25 protein-coding genes are annotated in these 23,876 nt (G+C 67.2%); 18 read left to right on the forward strand and 7 right to left on the reverse strand.

Annotation, left to right across the window (positions count from 1 at the left end):
• Positions 1–101: 101 nt before the first annotated feature.
• Positions 102–443 carry an ATPase with chaperone activity gene (locus ACNH6H_RS17690; protein WP_418319521.1) on the forward strand — a complete coding sequence of 114 codons (342 nt, stop codon included), beginning with the start codon at positions 102–104 and terminating at the stop codon, positions 441–443.
• 16 nt (positions 444–459) lie between these two features.
• Complete coding sequence (locus ACNH6H_RS17695) at positions 460–1,326, forward strand: glycosyltransferase family 2 protein (RefSeq protein ID WP_418319522.1); 867 nt, start codon at positions 460–462, stop codon at positions 1,324–1,326.
• On the opposite strand, the gene ACNH6H_RS17700 is transcribed toward ACNH6H_RS17695, so the two are convergent.
• Positions 1,323–2,468, reverse strand: coding sequence for a glycosyltransferase (locus ACNH6H_RS17700; RefSeq protein ID WP_418319523.1), 1,146 nt, complete (start codon positions 2,466–2,468; stop codon positions 1,323–1,325). The two genes, ACNH6H_RS17695 and ACNH6H_RS17700, sit on opposite strands and share 4 nt — an antisense overlap.
• A gap of 71 nt (positions 2,469–2,539) precedes the next feature.
• Here ACNH6H_RS17700 and ACNH6H_RS17705 point away from each other — a divergent pair, with 71 nt between their 5' ends.
• The 10 genes from ACNH6H_RS17705 to ACNH6H_RS17750 all read left to right on the forward strand — a co-directional run bounded on the left by ACNH6H_RS17705 (position 2,540) and on the right by ACNH6H_RS17750 (position 12,256).
• Positions 2,540–3,586, forward strand: a complete 1,047-nt coding sequence (locus ACNH6H_RS17705) for a glycosyltransferase family 9 protein (RefSeq protein ID WP_418319524.1) — start codon at positions 2,540–2,542, stop codon at positions 3,584–3,586.
• 99 nt (positions 3,587–3,685) lie between these two features.
• Positions 3,686–4,951, forward strand: a complete 1,266-nt coding sequence (gene glgA, locus ACNH6H_RS17710) for a glycogen synthase (protein WP_418319526.1) — start codon at positions 3,686–3,688, stop codon at positions 4,949–4,951.
• Entirely contained in the window at positions 4,948–5,844 is an 897-nt protein-coding gene (locus ACNH6H_RS17715; protein ID WP_418319528.1) for a LysR family transcriptional regulator, read from the forward strand. The genes glgA and ACNH6H_RS17715 overlap by 4 nt, the downstream gene beginning before the upstream one ends.
• Positions 5,845–5,946: 102 nt before the next feature.
• Complete coding sequence (locus ACNH6H_RS17720) at positions 5,947–6,759, forward strand: putative hydro-lyase (protein ID WP_418319529.1); 813 nt, start codon at positions 5,947–5,949, stop codon at positions 6,757–6,759.
• A 26-nt stretch (positions 6,760–6,785) separates the two neighbouring features.
• Entirely contained in the window at positions 6,786–7,751 is a 966-nt protein-coding gene (locus tag ACNH6H_RS17725; RefSeq protein ID WP_418319531.1) for a TRAP transporter substrate-binding protein, read from the forward strand.
• 63 nt (positions 7,752–7,814) lie between these two features.
• Complete coding sequence (locus ACNH6H_RS17730; RefSeq protein WP_418319533.1) at positions 7,815–8,330, forward strand: TRAP transporter small permease; 516 nt, start codon at positions 7,815–7,817, stop codon at positions 8,328–8,330.
• 21 nt (positions 8,331–8,351) lie between these two features.
• Positions 8,352–9,644 carry a TRAP transporter large permease gene (locus ACNH6H_RS17735; protein ID WP_418319534.1) on the forward strand — a complete coding sequence of 431 codons (1,293 nt, stop codon included), beginning with the start codon at positions 8,352–8,354 and terminating at the stop codon, positions 9,642–9,644.
• Entirely contained in the window at positions 9,623–10,405 is a 783-nt protein-coding gene (pxpB, locus tag ACNH6H_RS17740) for a 5-oxoprolinase subunit PxpB (protein WP_418319536.1), read from the forward strand. The genes ACNH6H_RS17735 and pxpB overlap by 22 nt, the downstream gene beginning before the upstream one ends.
• On the forward strand, positions 10,402–11,469 hold the full coding sequence (locus ACNH6H_RS17745) for a biotin-dependent carboxyltransferase family protein (RefSeq protein ID WP_418319537.1): 1,068 nt from the start codon (positions 10,402–10,404) through the stop codon (positions 11,467–11,469). Before pxpB ends, ACNH6H_RS17745 begins: the two co-directional genes overlap by 4 nt.
• 16 nt (positions 11,470–11,485) lie before the next feature.
• Complete coding sequence (locus ACNH6H_RS17750) at positions 11,486–12,256, forward strand: LamB/YcsF family protein (protein ID WP_418319538.1); 771 nt, start codon at positions 11,486–11,488, stop codon at positions 12,254–12,256.
• 135 nt (positions 12,257–12,391) lie between these two features.
• Here ACNH6H_RS17750 and ACNH6H_RS17755 read toward each other — a convergent pair whose 3' ends face one another.
• The 5 genes from ACNH6H_RS17755 to msbA form a co-directional block, all read right to left on the reverse strand.
• Positions 12,392–12,793 carry a PIN domain nuclease gene (locus ACNH6H_RS17755; protein WP_418319540.1) on the reverse strand — a complete coding sequence of 134 codons (402 nt, stop codon included), beginning with the start codon at positions 12,791–12,793 and terminating at the stop codon, positions 12,392–12,394.
• On the reverse strand, positions 12,790–12,987 hold the full coding sequence (locus ACNH6H_RS17760; protein WP_418319541.1) for a type II toxin-antitoxin system VapB family antitoxin: 198 nt from the start codon (positions 12,985–12,987) through the stop codon (positions 12,790–12,792). The genes ACNH6H_RS17755 and ACNH6H_RS17760 overlap by 4 nt, the downstream gene beginning before the upstream one ends.
• A gap of 117 nt (positions 12,988–13,104) precedes the next feature.
• Positions 13,105–14,187: a glycosyltransferase family 4 protein gene (locus ACNH6H_RS17765; RefSeq protein ID WP_418319543.1), complete on the reverse strand. Its 1,083-nt coding sequence runs from the start codon at positions 14,185–14,187 to the stop codon at positions 13,105–13,107.
• Between the two features lie 7 nt (positions 14,188–14,194).
• The gene (locus ACNH6H_RS17770) at positions 14,195–14,794 is read right to left on the reverse strand and encodes a peroxidase-related enzyme (RefSeq protein WP_418319545.1); all 600 of its coding nucleotides are present in this window, start codon (positions 14,792–14,794) and stop codon (positions 14,195–14,197) included.
• A complete protein-coding gene (gene msbA / locus ACNH6H_RS17775; RefSeq protein ID WP_418319547.1) occupies positions 14,791–16,584 on the reverse strand; it encodes a lipid A export permease/ATP-binding protein MsbA in 1,794 nt (597 codons plus the stop codon). The genes ACNH6H_RS17770 and msbA overlap by 4 nt, the downstream gene beginning before the upstream one ends.
• A 63-nt stretch (positions 16,585–16,647) precedes the next feature.
• Here msbA and ACNH6H_RS17780 point away from each other — a divergent pair, with 63 nt between their 5' ends.
• The 6 genes from ACNH6H_RS17780 (at position 16,648) to ACNH6H_RS17805 (ending at position 22,336) form a co-directional block, all read left to right on the forward strand.
• Positions 16,648–17,412 carry a glycosyltransferase family 2 protein gene (locus tag ACNH6H_RS17780; protein WP_418319548.1) on the forward strand — a complete coding sequence of 255 codons (765 nt, stop codon included), beginning with the start codon at positions 16,648–16,650 and terminating at the stop codon, positions 17,410–17,412.
• 32 nt (positions 17,413–17,444) lie between these two features.
• The gene (tolB, locus tag ACNH6H_RS17785) at positions 17,445–18,722 is read left to right on the forward strand and encodes a Tol-Pal system beta propeller repeat protein TolB (RefSeq protein WP_418319550.1); all 1,278 of its coding nucleotides are present in this window, start codon (positions 17,445–17,447) and stop codon (positions 18,720–18,722) included.
• 110 nt (positions 18,723–18,832) lie between these two features.
• Positions 18,833–19,411: a peptidoglycan-associated lipoprotein Pal gene (pal, locus tag ACNH6H_RS17790; protein ID WP_418319551.1), complete on the forward strand. Its 579-nt coding sequence runs from the start codon at positions 18,833–18,835 to the stop codon at positions 19,409–19,411.
• An 8-nt stretch (positions 19,412–19,419) separates the two neighbouring features.
• Positions 19,420–20,256, forward strand: a complete 837-nt coding sequence (gene ybgF / locus ACNH6H_RS17795; protein WP_418319553.1) for a tol-pal system protein YbgF — start codon at positions 19,420–19,422, stop codon at positions 20,254–20,256.
• Positions 20,257–20,348: 92 nt separating this feature from the next.
• A complete protein-coding gene (locus ACNH6H_RS17800) occupies positions 20,349–21,467 on the forward strand; it encodes a YeeE/YedE family protein (protein WP_418319554.1) in 1,119 nt (372 codons plus the stop codon).
• Positions 21,464–22,336, forward strand: coding sequence for a ThiF family adenylyltransferase (locus tag ACNH6H_RS17805; RefSeq protein WP_418319555.1), 873 nt, complete (start codon positions 21,464–21,466; stop codon positions 22,334–22,336). The genes ACNH6H_RS17800 and ACNH6H_RS17805 overlap by 4 nt, the downstream gene beginning before the upstream one ends.
• A 105-nt stretch (positions 22,337–22,441) precedes the next feature.
• Here the strand turns inward: ACNH6H_RS17805 and ACNH6H_RS17810 are convergent, their stop codons facing one another.
• A complete protein-coding gene (locus tag ACNH6H_RS17810; protein WP_418319556.1) occupies positions 22,442–23,821 on the reverse strand; it encodes an ISNCY family transposase in 1,380 nt (459 codons plus the stop codon).
• Positions 23,822–23,876: the final 55 nt, after the last annotated feature.

Below are 23,876 nucleotides of genomic sequence, written 5' to 3' on the forward strand. Positions count from 1 at the left end.
TGGTCGCGGCCGCGCCGTCGGCGCGTGGTCGCGGTGCGCGGCGGTGGCGAGCGCCGGTGCTGCAACAATGGGCACCGCATTCCGCCGCCGCCCGCTTGTTCATGACCGACGACAACCAGATCGACATCCCGCCGTCATTCGTGGCGCTTTACCTCGAGCCGGGGCGGATCAAGCCGAACGCGTCGCGGCAGCAGATCGGCGAGCGCTACGAATTCTGCGAAGACCTCGCGGCGATGCTGACCGATACCGCGCGGACGATGCTGTTCGACCTCGGTATCACCGAAGACGACGTGCTCGAGCGCTGCCACCGCGGCCTGCTGGTCGAGGCCTCCGGCGTCAGCGTGGCGGAAGCCGGCTGGGTCGTCTGCCGGCTCGCCGAACTGCTCGGCTGGCCGCTGTGGCTGCCGGAGCCGGCCGCGCTGAATGCGGACCGCGGCGACTGACGGCGGCTGCAACGCGATGTTCTCGATCCTGATCCCGACCTGGAACAACCTCGAGCACCTGAAGCTGTGCGTCGACAGCATCCGCCGCCATTCGGCCTTCGCGCACCAGATCATCGTCCACGTCAACGACGGCAGTGACGGCAGCGCCGAGTGGGTACGCTCGCAGCAGCTCGACGCGACCTTCAGCGACGACAACATCGGCATCTGCCTCGCGGTCAACGGCTCGGCGCTGCTCGCCCGCCACGAGCTGCTGGTGTATCTGAACGACGACATGTATTGCTGCCCCGGCTGGGATACCGCATTGCTGCGGCGCCGGCAGATGATCGACGGCGATTTGTTCATGTTGTCCGGCACGATGATCGAGCCGCGCGACAGCGGCAACCCGTGTGTCGTCGTCGGCGACTTCGGCGATGCGGTCGGCAATTTCCGCGAGGATGCGCTGCTTGCCGAAGTCGATCGGCTGAAGCGTGCCGACTGGCTCGGCGCGACCTGGCCGCCGACGCTGGTGCACCGCGACTGGTGGCTCAAGCTCGGCGGCTACAGCACCGAGCTGAGCCCGGGGATGAGCAGCGACAACGATTTTTCGATGAAGCTGTGGCATGCCGGCTGCCGCCAGTTCATCGGCGTCGGCGATTCGCTGGTCTACCACTTCCAGTGCAAGTCGACCGGAAAGGTCGTGAAGAACGACGGCCGCAGCCAGTTCCTGCACAAATGGGGCATCACGCAGTCGACCTTCGACCGCTTCTACCTGCGCCGCGGCCAGCTCGCAAAGAGCCCGACCGAGCGGCTCAGCGAACCTTCGCCGTCGAGCGACCTCGCCTGGGCCTTGCGCAAGGGCCGCTGGCGGTTGCGCGGCGCAAAGGCCGGGCCGCTGACGCGTTAGCGTTCGGTGCGCGACGGCGCGACGCCGTCGATCACGCCGCGCAGCGTGTCGAGGATCTGCTGGTGCAAGGCCGCCACCTGGTCTGCGTCGAAACGGTGCTGTGGCAGCCGCTCGCCGAGCCGCGGCAGATCGTCGGCGATCGATTCGAGCAGCAACATGTTGTCGAGCGCTGCATAGTCGGCGAGCAGCGGGTTGCGGGTGCAGACGATGAGCTTGCCGGCCGACAGGTAATCGAACAACTTCGACGGGAAATTGGTCCGGTTGAATTCGGAATCGACATCGTTCAGCAGGATCACCGCTGCCGCGCGCTGCCTCAGTTCAGCAAGTTTTTCGTCGCTGACGAAGCCGAGGTAGTTCGCTCGCGGATGCACTGCGCAGTGACTGCGTACCGCCTCGGTTTCCCCCGGACCGCCGCGGCCACAGACATTCAATCGCCAGCCGTCGGGGCAATGCTCGATGTAGCGCAGCAGTTCATCGAAACCGAAGCCGCGCGAAAAATTGCCGGCAAACAGCAGCTCGCGGCTGCTGCCCGGCTGCGGCGTCAGCGCGGAGACATCTGCATCGTTGAAATAGCCGTGGATCACCGCGCCGGGCTTGTCGACGCCGCAGGCCTGGAGGCGCTCGCGCAGCTGCGGGTTGACATAGATCACGGCCGAGCAGGCGCGGTAGACCGCGCGCTCGATCCAGCGGTACAGCGCGCTGCGGTAGTGGCGGACCAGGTACAGGCCATCCTCGTAGCCGAGCACGAACGGCAGGCCGTGCCGGCGCCGTGCCCACAACGCCGGCAGCGCAAATTCGAGGTGGTAGTTGTAGATGATCGCGAGGTCGACTTCCGCGCGATGGCGGGCCAGCCAGTGCAGCGCGAACAGCGTCGCGATGCCGCGGCGAAACGGCGTCAGGCGGCCGACCGCCCAGGTCGGCGAATGCACGACGCTGATGTGCTCACCGAGCGTCTCCGAGCTGGCCGGCCAGCTCGTCTTCGCATAGCTGTTCGAGACAATGGTGACTTCGTGCCCGAGCGCGTCCAGGTAGGCCGCGAGGTTCAGGACCTTCTTCCGCCCGGCTGCCGACAGGTAGCGCCGGTTGTCGCGGACGCCGATGCAGCTTTCGGTGATGCATTGCGCCAGCAGGACAATGCGCATATCAACTTCTTGTGGCCAATGTGGAAACCCCTCGACGAGTCCTGATTATCGCGACGCAGCAACTCGGCGATGTGCTGCTGACGACCCCGCTGGTCAGTGCGCTGCGCCAGCGCTGGCCCGCGGTCCACATTGCCGTGCTCGGCTTCGCCGGCACGCTGGCCTTGCTGCAGGGCAATGACGAGATCGACGAACGGATCGAGGTGCGCCGCGGCGATGACCTGGCCGCGAAGTGGCGGCTGCTGCGCCGGTTGTGGCGCCGCTACGACCTCGCGCTGGTGACACAGGCCGGCGACCGTCCCGCGCTCTATGGCTGGATTGCCGCGCGGCGCCGCGCCAGCGTCGCGCCCGAGGCCGGCACCGGCCACGGCGCATGGTGGAAGCGGCGGCTCGCGCAGCACCGGGTGGTGGCTGATCGCAATCGCCACACGGTCCTCGAAAAGCTGCTGCTCGTCGAACCGTGGATCGACCTCGAAACGCAACCGGTTTCGGTCCATCCACCGGCCGCCGCGCCGCTGCCGGAGGCATTGGCGCAGGCCTTGTCGCCCGGCTACCTGGTCGTGCACGCGCCGTCGATGTGGCAATACAAGCAATGGCCGGTCGCCCATTTCCGCAGCCTCGTCGCGGCGCTGCTCGCCGACGGCCGGCAGGTCGTGCTGACCGGCTCGAGTGCGCCGCGCGACCAGCAGATCATCGCGCAGCTGCGGGATCTGGGCAGCGCGCCGCAGCTGCTCGATGCGTCGCAGGGCATCTCGCTGGCGCAGGTGGCAACGCTGCTCGCCGGTGCCCGCGCCTATGTCGGCCCCGATACCTCGGTGACCCACCTCGCCGCATCGCTCGGCACGCCGCTGGTCGCGTTGTTCGGCCCGACCCGGCCGACCGCGTGGGGCCCTTGGCCGCAGCCGCATCCGGCGCGCGGTCCCTGGGCCTTGCGCGGACCGGAGCCGCTGCGTGTGCAACGTGTCGGCAAGGTGATCCTGATGCAGGGCCCGTCGCGGCCCGGCGACGACTGCGTGCCCTGTGGCCGCGCCGGCTGCGACGACCACCGCGACAGCCGCAGCGAATGCCTCGAGCGGCTGTCGCCGCAGCAGGTGCTCGAGCAATTGGCAACCTTGACCTGAGCGCGCCCGCCGATCGCTTCTGCCGATGACGCCACCCGGCGACGGTGGTAGCGTTCCGGCTTGCCGCATCGAGTCGGCCTGTCCGAGGACCCACACCAAGTGAACATCGCCTTTCTGACCAATGAATATCCACCCAACGTCTACGGCGGCGCTGGCGTCCATGTCGAATTCCTGACCCGCGAGCTGGCCGCGCTGTCGGACCAGGAGCACCAGATCAAGGTGCTGTGTTTCGGCGACCAGGCACATGCCGAGGACAACCTGACGGTGCAGGGGGTGCAGGCCAAGGCCGCGCTGCCGGCTCAGGACCCGCGCCACGAGAAATTTTTTGCGACGATGCTGCAGAACCTGGCGATGAGCGGCCAGCTGGCCGATATCGACATCGTCCATTGCCACACCTGGTATTCGCACTTCGGCGGCTGTCTCGTGAAGGCCTTGCACGACGTGCCGCTGGTGCTGACGACACATTCGCTCGAGCCGCACCGGCCGTGGAAGGCCGACCAGCTCGGCAGCGCCTATGCGGCGTCGACCTGGATCGAGCGAACGGCCTACCAGAATGCCGACGGCGTTGTCGCGGTGTCGGAATCGATGCGCCACGACGTGCAGTCGCTGTACGGTGTTGCGCACGACCGGATCCGCGTGATCCACAACGGCATCGACCTGAAGCAGTACAAGCCGACGCCGGATCCGCAGGTGCTGGCCGAATTCGGCATTAACGCAGAAGTGCCGTTCGTGCTGTTCGTCGGCCGCATCACGAAACAGAAGGGCATCCTGCACCTGGTCAATGCGATTCGCAGTTTCCGCCCCGGTGTGCAGGTCGTGTTGTGCGCCGGCGCACCCGATACACCGGAGATCGGCCGCCAGATGAGCGAGGCGGTCGAAGCGGCGCGGCACGCGACAAGCAACCCGATCATCTGGATCCCGGAGATGCTGCCGCGCGACAAGGTGATCGCGCTGTACACCCATGCAGCGATCTTCGTCTGCCCATCCGTCTACGAGCCGTTCGGCATCATCAACCTCGAGGCGATGGCCTGCGAGACGCCGGTCGTCGCAACCGCTGTCGGCGGCATACCGGAGGTCGTCGAACATGGCGAAACCGGGCTGCTGGTGCCGGCCGAGACGCTCGATCATGCCGAGGTCGAGCCGCGCCATCCGCAGCAGTTTGCGCGCGACCTGGCGGCCGCGGTCAACACGCTGCTCGACGATGCCGAGCTGCGCAAGACGATGGGCCGGCGCGCGCGCGAGCGGGTCGAGCAGCGCTTCAGCTGGACCAGCATCGCGCGGCAGACGCTGGGCTTCTACGAGGAGGTGATCGCGACCCACGCGGCCCAGCGCAAGGCCGGCCAGCGCTCCGCTGCGACACGGTGAACCTGCGCGCGGTCGAGTCGTTCTATTGGGTGGTGATGCTGCGCAGCGTCACCCGCGCCGCCGAGAAGCTGCACCTGACGCAATCGGCGATGTCGAGCCGGGTCGCGATGCTCGAACAGGAACTCGGCATGCTGCTGCTGGACCGCCGCGACAAGCAGTTCCGCATCACCCCGGCCGGCCAGCGCTTCTTCGTCCATGCCGAGCGGCTGCTTGCGCTGCAGCACGAGATCCTCGCCGAGATGGGCACGGTGGCCAGCCAGCCGGTGCTGCTGAAGGTCGGCGCGTTCGAGTCGGCATCGCATTCCTGGCTGATGGACTGGGTGCGCTCGGTGCACAAGGTGCAGCCGATGCTCGCGCTCGAGCTGACGGTCGAGACCTCGCCGGTGCTGGTCGACCTGCTGTCGCGTGGCGCGCTGGACATTGCGATCGCCGCGCTGCCGGCCGCCGGTGCCGGCGTGCGCTCGATGGCATTGCCGTCGATGGCGATGCGCTTCGTCGGCCATGTCGACCACCACACGCGGCGCAGCTGGACGCCGGCCGATCTGGCCGCGCTCGAGCTGATCACCTTCCAGCGCGGATCGCAGCCGCATGTCGCGCTGCTCGACCTGTTCCACCGCGCCGAGGTCGAGCCGAAGCGGGTGCACACGGTGTCGTCGATCAGCGCGATGACGCAGCTGGTCGAAGATGGTCTCGGCGTCGCGACGCTGCCCGAAGCGGTGCTGCAGCGGCTGCGCCGGCGGATGCCGCTGAAGGCGCTGAACTGCCGAACCAGGCTGCCACCGCTGCCGACCCACCTGAGCTGGCGGGTCGAGCCGACATCGACCGTGCAAAGCCTGGTCGACAGCCTGTTGACCCACCTTGGGGTTGACCCTGATCATCAAAAAACTCGATGAGCTGAGCGAGAAAATTTTTGTTTGCGCAGACGCAACCATCGACGCATGATGGGTTTGCGCACCCGACATGCCGTCGTCTTCGGGTGGGTCTGAAAGGCAGCCATGCAAGTCACACCAACCGCTTTTGATGCCGATGCCGCGCGCCGCGGCGCGGCGCTGCGCGGCCGGATCCGCAGCGGCGAGATCGACCGCCATACCAGCGGCCTCGCCGACGATCTGGTGCAGGGCAACCTGGTCGTTCTGCCTGCTGCCGAGGCCCACGAATTCCTGCTCTACTGCCAGCGCAATCCGCGGCCTTGTCCGCTGATCGCGGTCGGCGAGGCCGGCGAATACGGGTTGCCGACCCTCGGCACCGACATCGACCTGCGCACCGACCTGCCGCGTTACCGGGTGTGGCGCAATGGCGAACTCGTCGACGAACCGACCGAGGTTGGCGAACTGTGGCGCGACGACCTGGTCGCCTTCGTGATCGGCTGCTCGTTTTCGTTCGAATGGGCGATGCGCTCGGAAGGCATCGCGGTGCGCCACATCGACGAGGGCCGCAATGTGCCGATGTACCGCACGTCGATCGCGACCCACGCCGCCGGCTCGTTCGGCGGCCCGCTGGTCGTCTCGATGCGGCCCTTGATAGCTGCCGATGCGATCCGCGCGGTGCAGATCACCGCCCGCTTCCCGGCTGTCCATGGCGCGCCGGTACACCTCGGCGACCCGGCGCAGATCGGCATCGCCGACCTTGGCCGCCCCGACTATGGCGACGCGGTGACCGTGCGGCCCGGCGAGTTGCCGGTTTTCTGGGCCTGCGGCGTCACGCCGCAGGCTGCGCTGCAACGCGCCCGCCCCGCGTTCTGCATCACCCACGCACCGGGTTCGATGCTGATCACCGACCTGTTGAACCACCAACTGGCCAGCAACTGACTGGCTTACACAGAAGGAGACTCTCGATGAAATCGATCATCTTCGGCCTCGGCGCCATCGCTCTTGCCGCCGGTGTCAGCGCCCAGTCCAAATGGGACCTGGCCAGCGGCTACAGCTCGAACACCTTCCAGACCAAGAACCTCGAGCAGTTTGCTGCCGACGTGAAGGCCGCCACCGGCGGCAAGCTCGAGATCACCGTCCATTCCGGCGCGTCGCTGTTCAAGCAGCCGGAAATCAAGCGTGCGGTGCAGACCGGCATGGCGCCGGCCGGCGAATTCATCATCTCCGGCATGGCCAACGAGAACCCCTTGTTCGGCGCCGATTCGATCCCCTTCGTCGCGACCAGCTACGACGAAGCGAAGAAGCTGTACGAGGCCGCGAAGCCGGTGCAGGCCAAGGTGCTGTCCGCACAGGGCATGAAGATGCTGTTCTCGGTGCCGTGGCCCGGCCAGTCGCTGTATTCGGTCAAGCCGATCAACAGCGCCGATGATTTCAAGGGCACGAAGATGCGCGCCTACAACCCGGCCACGACGAAGATCGCGCAGATGCTCGGCGCCTCGCCGGTGACGATCCAACTGCCCGAACTCGGCCAGGCGCTGGCCACCGGTGCGGCGAACAACTTCCTGACCTCGAGCGCCAGCGGCGCCGACGGCAAGCTCTACGAGCAGGTCAAATATTTCTATCCGGTCAACGGCTGGCTGCCGCGCAACGTCACGGTCGTCAGCCAGAAGGCCTTCGATTCGCTCGACAAGGCGACCCAGGATGCGGTCCTGAAGGCCGCTGCCGACGCCGAGGCGCGCGGCTGGAAGATGAGCCAGAAGGTCGACGAGGATTCGATCAAGATCCTGAAGGACAACGGCGTCACTGTCGCGCCGCCGTCGGACAGCGTGAAAGCCGCGCTGAAGAAGATCGGCGACACGATGACCGAGGAGTGGCTGGCCTCGACCGGTGCCGACGGCAAGGCGATCATCGACGCCTACCGCAAGAAATAAGCAAGCGACGGCGCACCGCGGGCCGGGGCCTGCGGTGCCTTTTCCCCTGAACCGGGAGTAAACATGCTCGACCGCGTGGCCTTCGGTTTCTACAAACTGCTGCTGGTGCTGGCGGGCATCGCATTGATCGGCGCCTTCGTGTCGATCATGCTGAACATTTCGGCGCGCATCTTCGGCTGGAATATTCCCGGCCTCGACGGCTACGCGGGATATACGATCGCCGCGGCGCTGTTCCTCGCGCTGCCGTCGACGCTGCAGCACAACGAACATATCCGCGCGACGCTGCTGCTCGACCATGTCAGCCCGGGTACCCGTGGCCGCATGGAAGTCGCCGCACTGGTGCTGGGTACCGGCATCGCGCTGTTCCTGGCCTGGTTCTCGGTGCGGCTGGTCTGGGTGTCGTACACCTTGCACGATGTCGCGCCGACCGGGGACGCGACGCCGATGTGGATCCCGCAGCTGAGCATGGCGCTTGGCTGCATTGGCTTTGCAATGGCCTTCGTGCAGGCGCTGTGGTCGCACTTCACCGGCAAGAAATTCTTCGTCGAGCCCGGCGGCGAAGCCTCCCACGCCGACTGACGCCACCGCCTGGAGTACACGATGGACGTTCTTGTCGCAAGCGCACTGGTCATCATTCTTTTTGTGGCGCTGGCATCCGGCCTCTGGATCGGCATGGCGCTGATTGCGGTCGGCCTGATCGCGATGGAACTGGCAACGCCACGCCCGGTCGGCGACAGCATGGTGCTGACGATCTGGGGCGCGCAGTCGAGCTGGACGCTGACCGCATTGCCGCTCTTCCTGTGGATGGGCGAGATCCTCTTCCGCACCAAGCTCAGCGAGGACATGTTCAAGGGCCTGGCGCCATGGATGAACAAGCTCCCGGGCCGGCTGCTGCACGTCAACGTGATCGGCAGCACGATCTTCGCGGCGGTGTCCGGTTCGTCGGCGGCGACCTGCGCGACGATCGGCCGGATTGCTTTGCCCGAACTGCGCGAGCGCGGTTATCCGGAATCGCTGGCGGTCGGCTCGCTGGCCGGCGCGGCAACGCTCGGCCTGCTGATCCCGCCGTCGATCATCATGATCGTCTACGGTGTCGCCGCCGATGTCTCGATCGCCAAGCTGTTTGTCGCCGGCATCGTGCCCGGCATCGTGCTGGCGACGCTGTTCATGGGTTACATCATCGTCTGGTCGCTGTTCAACAAGTCGAAGATACCGGCCGCCGATGCCGGCATGTCGTTTGCAGCGAAGGTTTATGCGGCCCGCCATCTGATTCCGGTGGTGCTGCTGATCGCCGCGGTGATGGGCTCGATCTATACAGGCGTCGCGACTGCCACCGAAGCGGCGGCGATCGGCGTGCTCGGCTCGCTGGTGGTTGCCGCGGTCGAAGGCAGCCTGAGCTGGAAATCCTTCACCGAAGGCATCGGCGCAGCCTGCCGCGTCTACTGCATGATCGGCCTGATCCTCGCCGGCGCCGCGTTTCTGACGCTGGCGATGGGTTTTGTCGGGCTGCCGCGGCATCTGGCCGAATTCATCACCGCTCAGAACCTGTCGCCGTTTTCGCTGGTGCTGGCGCTGACGGTGTTTTATTTGCTGCTCGGTTGCTTCCTCGACGGCATCTCGATGGTCGTGCTGACGATCGGCGTGTTGCTGCCGACGGTGCAGGCCGCCGGCTTCGACCTGATCTGGTTCGGCGTCTTCACCGTGCTGCTGGTCGAGCTGGCGCAGATCACGCCGCCGGTCGGGCTGAATCTGTTCGTGCTGCAGGGGCTGACCAAACACGACCTGACCTACGTCGCGAAGACGGCGACGCCGATGTTCCTGATGATGCTGCTGGCCGCCTTGCTGTCGTATTTCTTCCAGGACCTGATCCTGTGGCTGCCGAACCGGATGTGACGTCGCGTCAGCCGCGCCTGCTCGATGCCGGCGATGCCGCGCTGACGATCGAATTCGGCGATGTGATCGATCCGGCGCTGCTCGGGGCGGTCGCATCGCTCGATCAGGCGATCGCGCGCGAGCAGGCCGCCGGCCGGTTGCCGGGTCTCGTCGAGACGATGCCGACCTTCCGCTCGCTGACGGTTTTTTTCGATCCGCTGTTGACCGGGCGCGCGGCGCTCGTCGATGCGCTGCGCCCGCTTTTTTCGGCGGCCGGCAGCGGCGCCGCGGTCGACGGCCGGCACTGGCGACTGCCGGTCTGCTACGAAGGCGACGCCGGGCCTGACCTTGCCGAGACCGCGCAGACGATCGGCTGCAGCATCGACGAGGTGATTGCCCTGCACAGCCAGACCGAGGTCATGGTCTACATGCTCGGCTTCTTGCCGGGTTGTCCGTTCATGGGCGACGTCGCCGAGCCGCTGCGGCTGCCGCGCCGCTCGAAACCGCGGGTGCGGGTACCGGCCGGCAGCGTCGCGGTGGCTGCGGGGCTGACGACAATTTATCCATGGGAGAGCCCCGGCGGCTGGCATTTGCTCGGCCGCTGCCCGGTGCCGCTTTTTGACGGCCATCGCGAGTCGCCATCGCTGCTGGCGGTTGGCGACAGCGTGCGCTTCGAGTCGATCGGAACGGCCGAATACCAGCGCATCGCCGCTGCGGTCGAGGCCGGGGAGGTCGATCCTGGCGGCTGGCTTGACCAGACCAACAGCGGGGCGGCGCAATGACGGCTGCACCGCAACTCGAGGTGCTGGCCAGCGGCGCTTTTGCCTCGCTGCAGGATGCCGGCCGCCGTGGTTATCGCCGCGTCGGCGTGCCGTGGGCCGGTGTGCTCGATCGGCGGCTGATGCGCATTGCCAATGCGCTCGTCGGCAATGCCGAAGCGGCGCCGGTGATCGAATGTTTCGACGGCGGCCTGCAGCTCGCCGCGCGCGGCGGCGCGGTGCGGATCGCACTCGCCGGCGATGCGCTGGTCGAGCTCGAGCGCGGCGGCGAACGACAGGCACTGGCCGGTTGGCGTTCGCTGCTGCTCGGCGACGGCGACGTGATGCGGATCAAGCGGATCGGCGCTGAACGGATCGTGATGGTCGCGGTCGAGGGCCTGCAGCTGCCGGCGGTGCTCGGCAGTGCGTCGACCTATGCACGGGCGGCGCTCGGCGGCATCGACGGCCGGCCGCTCGCCGCCGGCGCCCGGCTGCCGGCGGTTGCCGCGACGGATCGCCGCGAGCAGATGCTGCCCGAGCCGCCGCGCGCGGGCAGCGGGCCGATCCGGGTGATCGCCGGGCCGCAGGCCGACTTCTTCAGCGACGCCGGTCTGCGTGATTTTGCCGACACCGACTACCGCGTGACCACCGATGCCGACCGCATGGGTGTGCGGCTCGAAGGGCCGCCGCTCGAACACATCGGCAAACGCGAGATCGTCTCCGACGCGACGGTGCCAGGCTCGATCCAGGTGCCGGGCAACGGCCAGCCGATCGTGCTGCTCGCCGATGCGCAAACCGCCGGCGGTTATCCGAAGATCGCGACGGTGATCGGCGCCGACCTGCCGCGGCTCGCGGCGACCCGGCCCGGCCAGCTGATCCGCTTTGCCTTCGTCGATGCCGCCGAAGGAGAGCGGCTGGCGCGCTCGGCCGAGGCCGAGACGCGCGCGCTGCTGGCGTCGCTGCGGCCGCTGCTGATCGGCGGCGTCGACGAGGCCGCGTTGTATGGGGCGAATCTGGTGACCGGCGCGATTGATGCGCTGTCCGCCGAATACCGGCCGTTGCTCGCCGCTGCCGATCGACTGTCCTGATGCGAGGTCCTGCAAGATGAAGATCAACCTGAACGCCGATCTCGGCGAATCCTTCGGCGCCTGGACGATGGGCGAGGACGAGGCGCTGCTGCAGGTCGTCGGCGCGGCCAATATCGCCTGCGGCTTCCATGCCGGCGATCCGCTGGTGATGCGCAAGACGGTGCGCACTGCGCTGGCCGCCGGTGTCGGCCTCGGCGCCCATCCGGCCTATCCGGATCTGCAGGGTTTCGGCCGCCGGCCGATGAAGATGGCGCCGGCCGAACTCGAGGCGGCGGTGATCTACCAGGTCGGCGCGCTGGCCGGCATCGCCGCCGCCGAAGGCGGCAAGCTGGTCCATGTGAAGCCGCACGGCGCGTTGAACAACCAGGCCTGCGAGGATGCGGCGATGGCCGACACCATCGCCCGCGCGGTGCGTGCCATCGACCGCGAGCTGATCCTGATGGCGCCGGCGCTGTCCGAGCTGTTCGCCGCCGGCGAACGTGCCGGGCTGCAGGTCGCCGCCGAGATCTTTGCCGACCGCGCCTATACCGATGCCGGCACGCTGGTGCCGCGCAGCGAGACCGGCGCGGTGCTGCACGACGACGCCGAGGTCGTCGCCCACGTGCAGCGCATGCTCGACGCCGGCGGCATCGTTGCAAAAAGCGGCAAGCTGCTGCCGACGCCGATGCACAGCATCTGCGTTCACGGCGATACGCCGGGTGCGGTCGGCAATGCGAGGCGGCTGCGGTCGCAACTCGAGGCGGCGGGCTGGCAGTTCGTCGGGCTGCGCGAGGTGATCGGCAGCTGATACGCACGTCGAGATCGCTTTCTCGGGAAGCGCCGCAGAAACAAGGCCGGAAACGGCGCCCCGGCCTTGCCCGGAGACGTGCTGGCTACTGTGCCGCCTTGATGCGCGCGATGGCACGCCGGGAGTTGCACGCGGCTAGATGCCGCATGCCACCACGCGCAAACCGAGATGTTTCTCGAAGCCGTCGAAGTCGCGGTCGCTGTGAAGCAGCCGCAGGCCATCCGCCAAGCATCGCGTGGCAATGATCACATCGATGGTGCCGCGGACGGTCACGCCGCGCGAACGCAACTTCCGAAAGTTGCGTGCCGACTCCACGGCCAGTTCTTCGCCGCACAGCGCGACCTGCTCGAGCCGGCCGAGCATGCGGCGCGCCTCGTTGAAGCCTCGATCCTCATTGAAGCCGCGCAAGACCTCGGCGAGGATCAGGTCGCCGACAACCAAGCCTTCAATGCCGAGATTCCTGTCCAGCCACTCGGCCTGGGCAGTGGGCCTGTTGCGGAAGAAATCTACCCAGACACTCGAATCGACAAGAATCACTTGTCGTCGCGCCTCATCGCGTCGAGGTCGCCCGTCCACTCGTATTTGCCCCGCAGCTTGCGCAGCTCGGTCTGCTGTTTCAGACGCAGCAATGTGCGCAGGCCCAGTTCAACAGCCTCCCGTTTCGTCTTGAGGCCGGTGGCTTTCAGGGTTTCTGCCATCAGTTTGTCGTCGATCACGATGTTGGTGCGCATCAGCAGCCTCCGATCTCCTCATCTTACACATCATGTGTTCGTGAATACACACACTGCCTAAGCTCGACAGCCATCGAGGTCTTTCTGCGGTGATCCATTTCACCCTGTTCGTTTGCCTCAGCGTTGCTCCTCGCGCAGCCGCTCGACCCAGCCAAGCAGGATGTCGAGGTGCGCCTGCATCGACGGGTCGTAGCCGAGTGCGGTCAGTGGATCGGCGATCCGCAGTTCATCGGCGCGCCAGCGCTCGAGCGCGATGTCGATCGCTGCGCCGAGGCTGCCGTCGCGGTCGAAGCTGAACGGCAGGCCGGCAGGCGGCGGCAGCACTTCGGCGCAGCCGACGCCGCGTTCGAGCACGACCGGCGTGCCGCAGAGCACCGATTCGACGCCGACCAGCCCGAATGGCTCGTAGCGCGACGGCAGCAGCGTTGCGTCGACCGCGCGGTAGACATCCTCGATGTCGCTGCGGTAGCCGAGGTAGCGAAGATTGGGCGACTCGACGCCAGGCGGCCGGCCGACCGTCACCAGCAGCGCCGACTGGCCGGCCCGGTGCACCGCATCGATCGCGATGTCGAGGCCCTTGCGCGCATGGCCCGTCGAGACGAGCAGGAAGACGGGGCGGTCTTCAGGCAGCTCGAGCTTGCGGCGCAGTTCGAGCCGGCGTTCTGCCGATACCGGTGAAAAGCGCAACCCGTCGACCGGCGGATAGGCAACGACGACCTTGTTGCCGTCGATGCCGTAGTGCTCGTGCACCTGTGCGGCGAGCAGCCGCGAATGGGCAACGATGACCTGCGAGTTCTGCAGATGCGCGCGCTCCAGTTCGATTTTCCAGCGGTCGCTGGCTTTCAGATTCGTCTGCCCCATCGCCACGAGGTGCGCCGGATGGTTGCTGCCGACGATCGCGATGTCGGCGGCGGCGGTCTGGTTCAGTGCGATCAGCGGGTACCAGCCGTGGTGTTTTTTCAGCCGCCGCAGCTGCCAGTCGAACCAGTTGTCGCGCAGCTTGCCGGGAATGCCGGCCATCCATGGCTCGACGATGTCGACCCAGCCGGCTTCCGGCACCGAACGGTCGAACTTCTTCGCGACGACCGTCGGCCGGATGCCGCGCTGGTGCAGGCCGCGCACCAGCGTCGCGAGGTAGGCCTCGATGCCGCCGGCATGGCGCAGACCATGATTTGCCAGGACCAGCGGCGGCTGGCTCACGACGCGATCAGGCCTTCGCCGGTTTCGGCTCGCGGGGCACCCGGCCCATCAGATAGAACTCGTCGTTCGGCCGCATCGAGGTCAGGTTCGCCATCCGGTTCGACAAGCCGAACAGCGCGGTGATCGCACCGATGTCCCAGATGTCTTCTTCGCTGAAGCCGTGGCCGGCCAGCGCCTTGAAATCGGCCTCGCCGATCGACGCCGAATCGAGGCAGACCTTCATCGCGAAATCGAGCATCGCGCGCTGGCGCGGCGAGATGTCGGCCTTGTGGTGATTCACGGCGATCTGGTCGGCGAGCAGCGGCGCCTTCTCATAGATGCGCAGGATCGCGCCGTGGGCGACGACGCAATACAGGCAGCGGTTCGCGCCGCTGGTCGCGACGATGATCATTTCCTTCTCGCCCTTGCTGAGCCCGGACTCGCGCAGCATCAATGCGTCGTGGTACGCGACGAACGCCCTGAACTCGTCGGGCCGGTGCGCCAGCGTCAGAAAGACATTCGGCACGAAGCCGGCCTTCTCCTGGACCTCGAGCAGCTTGCCGCGGATGTCGTCGGGCAGCTCGTCGAGCGTCGGCACCGGAAAGCGGCTGATCGGCTTCTGGCTCATGGCGTTTCTCCTTCACTGGGTTTGGACAATTCGGCGCCACCGAACTGCAGCGCATGCAGGCGCGCATACAGCCCGCGGTGCGCGAGCAGCTCGGCATGGCTGCCTTGCTCGACGACGCGGCCGTCCTGCATCGCGACGATGCGGTCGGCGCGTTCGATCGTCGACAGGCGGTGCGCGATCACCAGGCTGGTGCGGCCACGCATCAGCGTCTCGAGCGCCTGCTGCACGAGGCGTTCCGATTCCGAATCGAGCGCCGAGGTCGCCTCGTCGAGGATCAGCACCGGCGCATCCTTGTAGATCGCCCGCGCAATCGCCAGCCGCTGCCGCTGGCCGCCCGACAGCTGGTTGCCGTTGTGACCGATCGGCGTATCGATGCCCTGCGCCAGGCCGTTGACATGGTCGAGCAGGTTCGCGCCCTGCAGCGCGCGGATCACGCGCTCGCGGTCGATCACCGTATTGCCGCTTGCGTCGACCGTTTCCGATCCGAGCGCGACGTTGACGGCGACTGTGTCGTTGAACAACACGACATCCTGGCTGACCAGCGCGAACTGGCGCCGCAGCCCGGCGACGTCCCAGTCCGCCAGCGGCACGCCGTCGAGCAGCACCTGGCCTTCGCTCGGATCGATGAAACGCGGCAGCAGGTTGACCAGCGTCGATTTGCCGGCGCCCGACGGGCCGACCAGCGCAACCGTCTCGCCGGCCTTCAGTTCGAGGTCGATGCCGGCCAGCGCGGTGGCACTGCTGCCCGGGTATTGCAGGCCGACACCGCGCAGTTCGACATGGCCGCTGGCGCGGCCGGGGTCGTGGCCGCCGCCGCGCTCGATCGGGCTCTCCTCGATCAGACGCAGCGCGCGTTCGAGTGCGGCCAGCCCCCGGGTGATCGGTCCGGCCACCTCCGACAGGTGCTTCATCGGCCCGATCAGCATCAGCATGCCGGTGACGAAGGCGACGAAGCCGCCGACCGACGGTCCGCCCTGGCGCGCCTGCCACAGCGCCGCGACGATCACCGCCGACAGCGCAATCGCCGCGAGGATCTGCGTGATCGGTGTCATCGACGCGCCGGCGACCGCGCCCTTGATCGTCAAGCGGCGCAGCGTTTCGCTGGCGTTGCCGAAGCGGCGCACCTGCGTCGCCTTCGCGCCGTGCAGCCGCACGATGCGCCAGGCCATCACGTTTTCCTCGACGACATAGGCCAGTTCGTCGGTCGCCGCCTGGTTGGCGATCGTCAGCCGGTGCAGCCGCCGGCTCAGCGTGCGCATCACCAGCGTCACCGCCGGGATCAGGATTGCGACGAAGATCGTCAGCTGCCAGTTCAGCCACAGCAGGTAGGCAAGCAGCGCGGCCAGCATCAGCGAATCGCGGATCAGCGTCTGCAGCGAATAGACCAGGCTGTTGGTGCCGGTCTGCACCTCGTAGGCGAGGGTGTTGGTCAGGCTGCTCGCGGTCGATGTCGTGAACAGCGATGGCGCGGCGTCCATCAGCCGCGCAAACATCGCGGTGCGCAGGTTCAGCATGCCGAGGTTGGCCGTCCACGACAGCCCGTATTGCGCGATGAATCCGGCGGCGCTGCGCACCGTGAAGATGCCGATCACGACCACCGGCACCAGCCACAGCGGCAATTCATTGCTGGAAAAGCCGCTGTCGAGCAGCGGCTGCATCAGCGCCGGTATCAGCGGTTCGGTCAGCGCGCCGACCAGCGAGCCGCCGAGCACCAGCCAGACCCCGAGTTTCGCGCCGGCGAAATACGGCCACAGCCGGCGCAACCTGTCGATGAATCGCGGATGGGTCATTGCGGTGCATTATCGGTGGGCCGGTAAAGGGGCCGGTTTGGCCGCTCCCTACAATCGCCGCCCATGCCCGCGCCGCGCCTGTCCGTCATCGTGATCACCCGCAACGAGAGCCGGCACATCGGCGACTGCCTGCGTTCGACCGCCTTCGCCGACGAGTGGATCGTCGTCGATTCCGGCAGCACCGACGACACCCGGCAGATTGCCGAGGCCTGCGGCGCGCGCGTCGTCGCCACCACCGACTGGCCCGGTTTTGGTGCGCAGAAGAACCGGGCGCTGGCGCTGGCGACCGGCGATCTTGTCTTCAGCATCGACGCCGATGAACGTGTCAGCGACGAACTCGCCGCCGGCATCGCGCGCGTGCTCGACGCCCCCGGCGACGAGGCCGCGTGGCGGAATTCCAGGCTGTCGAGTTTTTGCGGCCAGCCGATGCGCCATGGCGACTGGTATCCCGACCACGTGACCCGGTTGTTCCGCCGCGATCGCGCGCGCTTCAGCGATGATCTGGTGCACGAGCGGCTGCTCGTCGACGGGCCGGTCGGTCGGCTCGACGGCGAACTGCTGCACGACAGCGTGCCCAGCCTCGACAACGCGCTCGACAAGATGAACCGGTATACGACCGGCCGGGCGCGCGACAAGCTGCGCCAGGGCGGCAAGGGCGGGCTCGGCAAGGCACTCGGCCACGGCGCCTGGGCATTTTTCCGCGGCTATCTGCTCAAGCGCGGCTTCCTTGACGGCCGGCTCGGGCTGGTGCTGGCGCTGCACATTGCCGAGACCACCTACTATCGCTATCTGAAGATGTGGCTGCCGCCGCGGCCGGATCAAAAATGAACCTTTGTCGAAAAAATGGGATCAATCGACCGATGCTGACCAGAAGATTCGTGACCGGCGCGCTCACCGGAGGTGCCCTGCTTGCAGCAATGCGGCCGGCGCTGGCGCAATTTCGCGTCGAGATTTCAGGGGTCGGCGCGACCCAGTTGCCGATCGCGATCGCGCGTTTCCGCGACGAGGACAAGACCAACCAGATCCTGTCGTCGATCATCCGCGCCGACCTCGAGCGCAGCGGCGTCTTCCGTGGCCAGGATGTGACCGCGGTGATCGACGAAATGGCGCAGCCGCCGATGGCCGAGTGGCGCGGCAGGGCCGTCGACGCACTGGTCGGCGGCTCGGTGACACGGCTTGCCGACGGCCGCTTCGACGTCCGCTTCAAGCTCTGGGATACCGTCAAGGGCGTCGAGATCGGCGGCCAGAGCACCGCCGTCGTCGCTGCCGATCTGCGGCTGGCGGCGCACCGCATCGCCGACTATGTGTTCGAGAAGCTGACCGGCGACAAGGGCGTGTTCGCAACCCGCATGGCCTATGTCACGAAGGGTGGCGGCCGATATACGCTGCGGGTGGCCGATGCCGACGGCGAAGCCGCGCAGGTGGCGCTGAACAGCCCGGAGCCGATCATCTCGCCGGCCTGGTCGCCCGACGGCAAGGAGCTGGCCTACGTCTCGTTCGAGCAGCAGAAGGCCGTCGTCTGGGTGCAGGACGTACTGAGCGGTGCGCGGCGCAAGATCGCCGATTTCCGCGGCTCGAACAGCGCACCGGCCTGGTCGCTCGACGGCAAGCAGCTCGCGGTCACGCTGTCGCGCGACGGCGGCTCGCAGCTCTACCTGATCGGCAGCCACGGAGGCAATGCGCAGCGGCTGACGACCAGTTCGGCGATCGATACCGAGCCGGTCTTCGCGCCCGACGGGCGGATCTATTTTGTCAGCGACCGCGGCGGCGGCCCGCAGATCTACCGCATGCCGGGCGGCGGCGGGCCGGCCGAACGCGTCACCTTCGTCGGCGGCTACAACGTCAGCCCGTCGATCAGCGCCGACGGGCGCTACATGGCCTATGTCTCGCAGCAGGGCCGCTCGTTCAAGCTGCAGATCCTCGACCTGTTGTCGGGCGGCCCGCCGCGTTCGCTGACCGACAGCGATGCCGACGAGAGCCCGAGCTTCGCACCGAATGGCAAGCTGCTGGTTTATGCAACCAAGGCCGGCGGCCGCGACGTGCTGATGACAACCACCGTCGATGGCAGGATCAAGGCACGGCTGCTGTCGTCGACCGCCGATGTCCGCGAACCGGCCTGGGGTCCTTATGGCCGCTGATTGCCGCAGCCGGGCTGCGCCCGGCCACTGTTGCCAGTTGCGACGCTGAGCTGCCGCACCGCTGCGGCTCGCCGTCGATCCCGTAGTACAACAACCCGAAGGAGAAATACATGAAACAGTCTTCACTCACACTGGCTGGTGGTCTGGCCGCGCTGGCACTGTTGCTGGGCGGCTGCGCATCGGACGTCAAGCTCGACACGCCGGTGCCGGTCGAGAGCCGGACCCCGGGCGCTGCAGGCGGCACCGGCGGCGCCGGGCCGGGCGGCGCAGGTGGAGCCGGTGGAACGGCCGGCAGCGCCGGCCAGTCGGGCGTCGCCAGTGTCGACCTGAGCAAGAGCGCCGCTGCCGCGGCCAATGCCAACCTGCCGCGGATCGTCTATTTCGACTTCGACAGCTATGTCGTGAAGGACGAGTTCCGCAACGTCGTCGAAGGCAACGCGAAGATGCTGGCCAATGACCGCAGCCGCCGCATGTCGCTCGAAGGCCATACCGACGAGCGTGGCAGCCGCGAATACAACCTGGCGCTCGGACAGAAGCGCGCCGAGGCGGTTGCAAAGGCGATGGTGCTGCTCGGCGCGGCCGAGAACCAGCTCGAGGCGGTGAGCTTCGGTGAGGAGCGTCCGGCAGCCGTCGGCCGTGACGAATCGGCCTGGGCGATGAACCGCCGGGTCGAACTGAACGCCCGGTGAGCTGCGTCGTGACACACGCCGCATCGGCCACCGCGACGCGGTGGCGCAGCCCGGCCCGGCTTGGCGCGGTGGCCGCTCTGCTGGCCGCCGGCTGGCTGATGCCGGCCCAGGCCGCATTGTTCGAGGACGACGAGGCCCGCCGCGCGATCCTCGACCTGCGGCAACGCGTCGATCTGGCCAACGAGCAGAGCCGCACCCGCGATGCCGAGCTCGCTGGGCAGCTGAAGACGCAGCGCACCGAGCTGATGGAGCAGATCACGCAGCTGCGGCGCACGCTGCTCGATCTGAACAACGAGCTCGAACTGCTGCGCGGTGAAAACGCGCGGCTGCGCGGGCAAAGCGAGCAGCTGGGCCGCGACATCGCCGAGCTGCAGCGCGCGCAGAAGGACATCCGCCAGGGCATCGACGAACGAATCCGCCAGTTCGAGCCGCAGAAGGTCACCGTCGACGGCGTCGAATTTACCGTCGATCCGGACGAGAAGCGGCTCTACGAAGCGTCGATGGCGCAGATCAGGGCCGGCGATTTCAATGCCGCGGCGCAGTCGCTGGCGCAGTTCCAGCAACGGTATCCGGCCAGCGGCTACAACGAGTCGGTGCTGTATTGGCTCGGCAATGCGCAATATGCGCGGCGCGACTGCAAGGCCGCGCTCGGCAGCTTCCGCAGCCTCGTCACGGCGGCGCCGAACCATCTGCGGGCGCCGGAGGCGATGCTGTCGATCGCCAACTGCCAGTCTGAGCAGAAAGACCCGAAGGCGGCGAAAAAGACGCTCGAGGACCTGGTCAAGACCTATCCGAAAACGGAAGCAGCCACCGCCGCACGGGAGCGGCTGGCGGCGATGAAATGACGCGATCTTCGCGCGTGTGACCGCAGGGGCGGGCCTGGTAGCAAGCCCGCCCCTGCGCCTGCGGCGCCATGCCTGCGCCATAAAATCGAATGATGACCCTGGCTGAACTGGAAGCGCTGCAGGATCAGGTGCTGGCTGCGGTTTTCGGCCTGTCGTTCCTCTTCGGCGTGATCGCCCAGCGCACCCATTTCTGCACGATGGGCGCGTTGTCCGACGTCGTCAACATGGGCGACTGGACGCGGCTGCGCATGTGGGTGCTGGCGATCGGCGTAGCCATTCTCGGTTTCAATGCGATGGTCGCGCTCGGCTGGGTCACTGCTGCCGATACCTTCTATGCCGCGCCGGAAATGACTTGGCTGTCGGCGCTGGTTGGCGGTGCGCTGTTCGGCATCGGCATGGTGCTCGCGTCGGGCTGCGGCAGCAAGACGCTGCTGCGCGTCGGCGCTGGCAATCTGAAATCGGTCGTCGTCTTCGTCGTGCTCGCGATCAGCGCCTACGCGACGATCCGCGGCCTGACCGCCGTCTGGCGCGTCAACAGCGTCGACAGGATCGTCTGGACGCTGCCACCGGGCCAGGACCTGCCGAGCCTCGCGACCAGCCTGTTCGGCATCGCGACTCCGGTTGCTGCGGCCTGGATCGGCCTGCTGTTCGGACTGCTGTGCATCGCCTGGGTCGTTGCGCGCCCCGAAGGGCGCGGCTTCGATGTCTGGCTCGGCGGCGTCGGCATCGGTGCGGCGGTTGTTGGCGTGTGGTGGGTCTCCGGGCAACTCGGCCATGTGATCGAACACCCGGAAACGCTCGAAGACACCTTCATCGCGACCGCGACGCGGCGGATGGAGTCGCTGAGCTTCGTCGCGCCGGCTGCACAGTTGCTCGACTGGCTGATCTATTACAGCGATGCCAGCAAGCGGTTGACGCTTGGCGCGGTCTCGATGCTCGGCATCCTCGCCGGCTCGTTTGCCTATTCGATGGTGACGCGGACATTCCGCTGGGAAGGTTTTCGCAATGCCCGCGATACCGGCCACCACCTGATCGGTGCGACATTGATGGGCGTCGGCGGCGTCACCGCGCTCGGCTGCACGATCGGCCAAGGCATTTCCGGTTTGTCGACGCTGAGCATCGGCAGCGTGCTGGCCGTTGCCGGCATCGTTGCCGGTGGAGTTGCGGCGCTGCGCTGGCAGATCTGGCAGGTCGAGCGGGGCGCTGCGTGAACGATCCCGCTGCACATGGCGTCACGCCGCTCGCCGACGCCGACCTCGAGCGCCGATTCGGCGGGTTGCAACGCCTTTATGGCGAGGCCGGTTACCGGCGCGTGCGCACGGCGCGGATCGCCGTCGTCGGCCTCGGCGGCGTCGGCTCGTGGGCGGTCGAGGCGCTGGCGAGGAGCGGCGTCGCCAGGCTGGTGCTGATCGATCTCGACCATGTAGCCGAATCGAATATCAACCGCCAGGTGCAGGCGCTCGGCGCAACGCTCGGCATGGCCAAGGCCGGCGCGCTGCAGCAGCGCATTGTCGATATCCACCCGGGCTGCGACGTCGTCGGCATCGAGGAATTTGTCGAGCCCGGCAACTGGCCCGGGTTGCTCGCCGACACGCCGGTCGATCTGGTGATCGATGCCTGCGACCAGCTGCGCGCGAAGGCGGCCATCGCCGCCTGGAGCCTGGCCGGCGGCAGCCCGGTGATCACGGTTGGCGCTGCCGGCGGCAAACAGCTGCCGCAGGCGGTCGAGGTGGCCGACCTCGCCGACGTCAGCCACGATCCGCTGCTTGCTTCGCTGCGCCAGCGGCTGCGCCAGCACCATGGCGCGCCGCGCGGCGCGGCCGCACCTGGGCGACGATCGGCAGCGAGGATCGGCCTGCGCTGCGTCTTTTCGCGCGAGCCGGTGCGCCTGCCCGAGGCCTGCGACATCGGCACGCTCGACGCCAGCGCCAGTGCTGCCGAGGTCGGCAATGCAGCCGAGGTGATCGACGGCAGCCTGAACTGCCATGGTTATGGATCGGCGGTCGCCGTGACGGCAAGCTTCGGCCTCGTCGCGGCGAACGAGGCCTTGCTGATGCTGATCGGGCGCGCGGTGAAATGACTGAAGGTCGCGTGTCGGCGCTTCGGTCGGGCTCCCGTGTCAACGCAAAGTAGAGATGTCCCCTGTTAGGCCAAAGTAGAGATGTCCCCTTTGCAACGGTTTCGATCAGGCTGTTCCGGGTGGTGGCTGCGCAGGGCGTAGCCCGGAGCGGCTGCTACCCGGGCGCGGTGGCACGATCGGTGGGGTATCGGGCCGGTAGATGCCCTGTTTGCGTTGAGCTTCCTGGAAAGCGATTTCGGTCTTCAGACGCTGTAGTGCGATCTGCTGGTTGTTGCGCGCCTTGTCGACTCTGGCGTTCAGCGTCTTGGGGTCAGCCGTTTTGCTGGTTCGCGTGGCCTCATGCGCGGCATAGCTGCGATAGGCCAGTGATCGGCCGCGGTAGCTCAGATGCAACGCGCCGTCGTCATGCTGAGCGATGTCGACCATTGCCCGAGCCTTGGGAGCGTGTGCCTGCTTGGGTAGCAACTGCAGGATGCAGCCCTCGAACTTGCACGCACCTTGCGCGCTGAGCTGGCGCTGGTGATGCAGCGAACAGATGTCGGCCAGCGTCTGCGCGCTGCCAATCCACGGCCGGTGCATGTCCTGGGGCTGGCGAGCATCCACCGCAAAGCGTCGGTTATGTTCGCGAAGGTACCCGTCCAGCCAGCTGTTGGCCTGCTCGATGTTGTCGATGCGCTCCAGCCGCATGGCCTTGCACATGCGGTCTTGCAACGTCTGGAACAGCCGCTCCACGCGTCCCTTGGCCTGCGGGCTGTGCGCGCAGATCGGCTCGATCTGCAGCTGCAGCAGCGCGCGCTCGAACTGCGTCGGCTTGGGGTCTTCCGGGTCGCTCTTGGTGAAGATGCCGTGACGGTCGCTGTACAAGGCAAGCGGCGCCCCGTGGCGCTGAACCAGCGCATGCAGCACGGCCAGATAGCCCGGGGTCGTTTCCTGCTCGAAGAAGCGCCCGCCCAGCACCCGTCCCGTAGCGTCGTCGATGAAGGCAATCAGGCAGCACTTGGTCGAGCGCCCTTCGAACCAGTCGTGATGGCTGCCGTCGATCTGCACCAACTCACCCAGGCAGTCCCGACGTGCGCGCGAAGGGTGCACCCGCTGCGATCGGCGCCGCTTGGCGTGCCACAGCCCCGCCTGGATCATCCAGCCTCGCAGGGTCTCCACGCTCCAGGCAAAGTCGTGGTCGCGCTGCAGATATTCATGCGCCAGGTGCGGGCCGAAGTCCGCGTAGTGCTCCCGCACCAACCCAATGACATGGTCGCGCTGCTGCAACGCAATCCGCCGGTGGCTGGGTCGCCCTCGACGACGTGAAATCAGACCGCTCGCGCCAGCCTCTCGAACCCGCCTGCATAGCCGCTTGACCTGCCGGATCGACAGGCCCAGCAATTGCGCCGCCTGCGCCTGGCACAGACCATCCTCCAGCACCTGACGGATCACCTCAAGGCGCGAAACTTCCCTCTGGCTCATCAGCCCCAACTCCTGCGCCGCCATGCCGCCCCTTCGCCGTCAAAGGGGACACTTCTACTTTGGGCGCAGGGGACATTAC

Source organism: Pseudideonella sakaiensis, from assembly GCF_048320135.1.
Lineage (GTDB): Bacteria > Pseudomonadota > Gammaproteobacteria > Burkholderiales > Burkholderiaceae_C > Ideonella_A > Ideonella_A sakaiensis_A.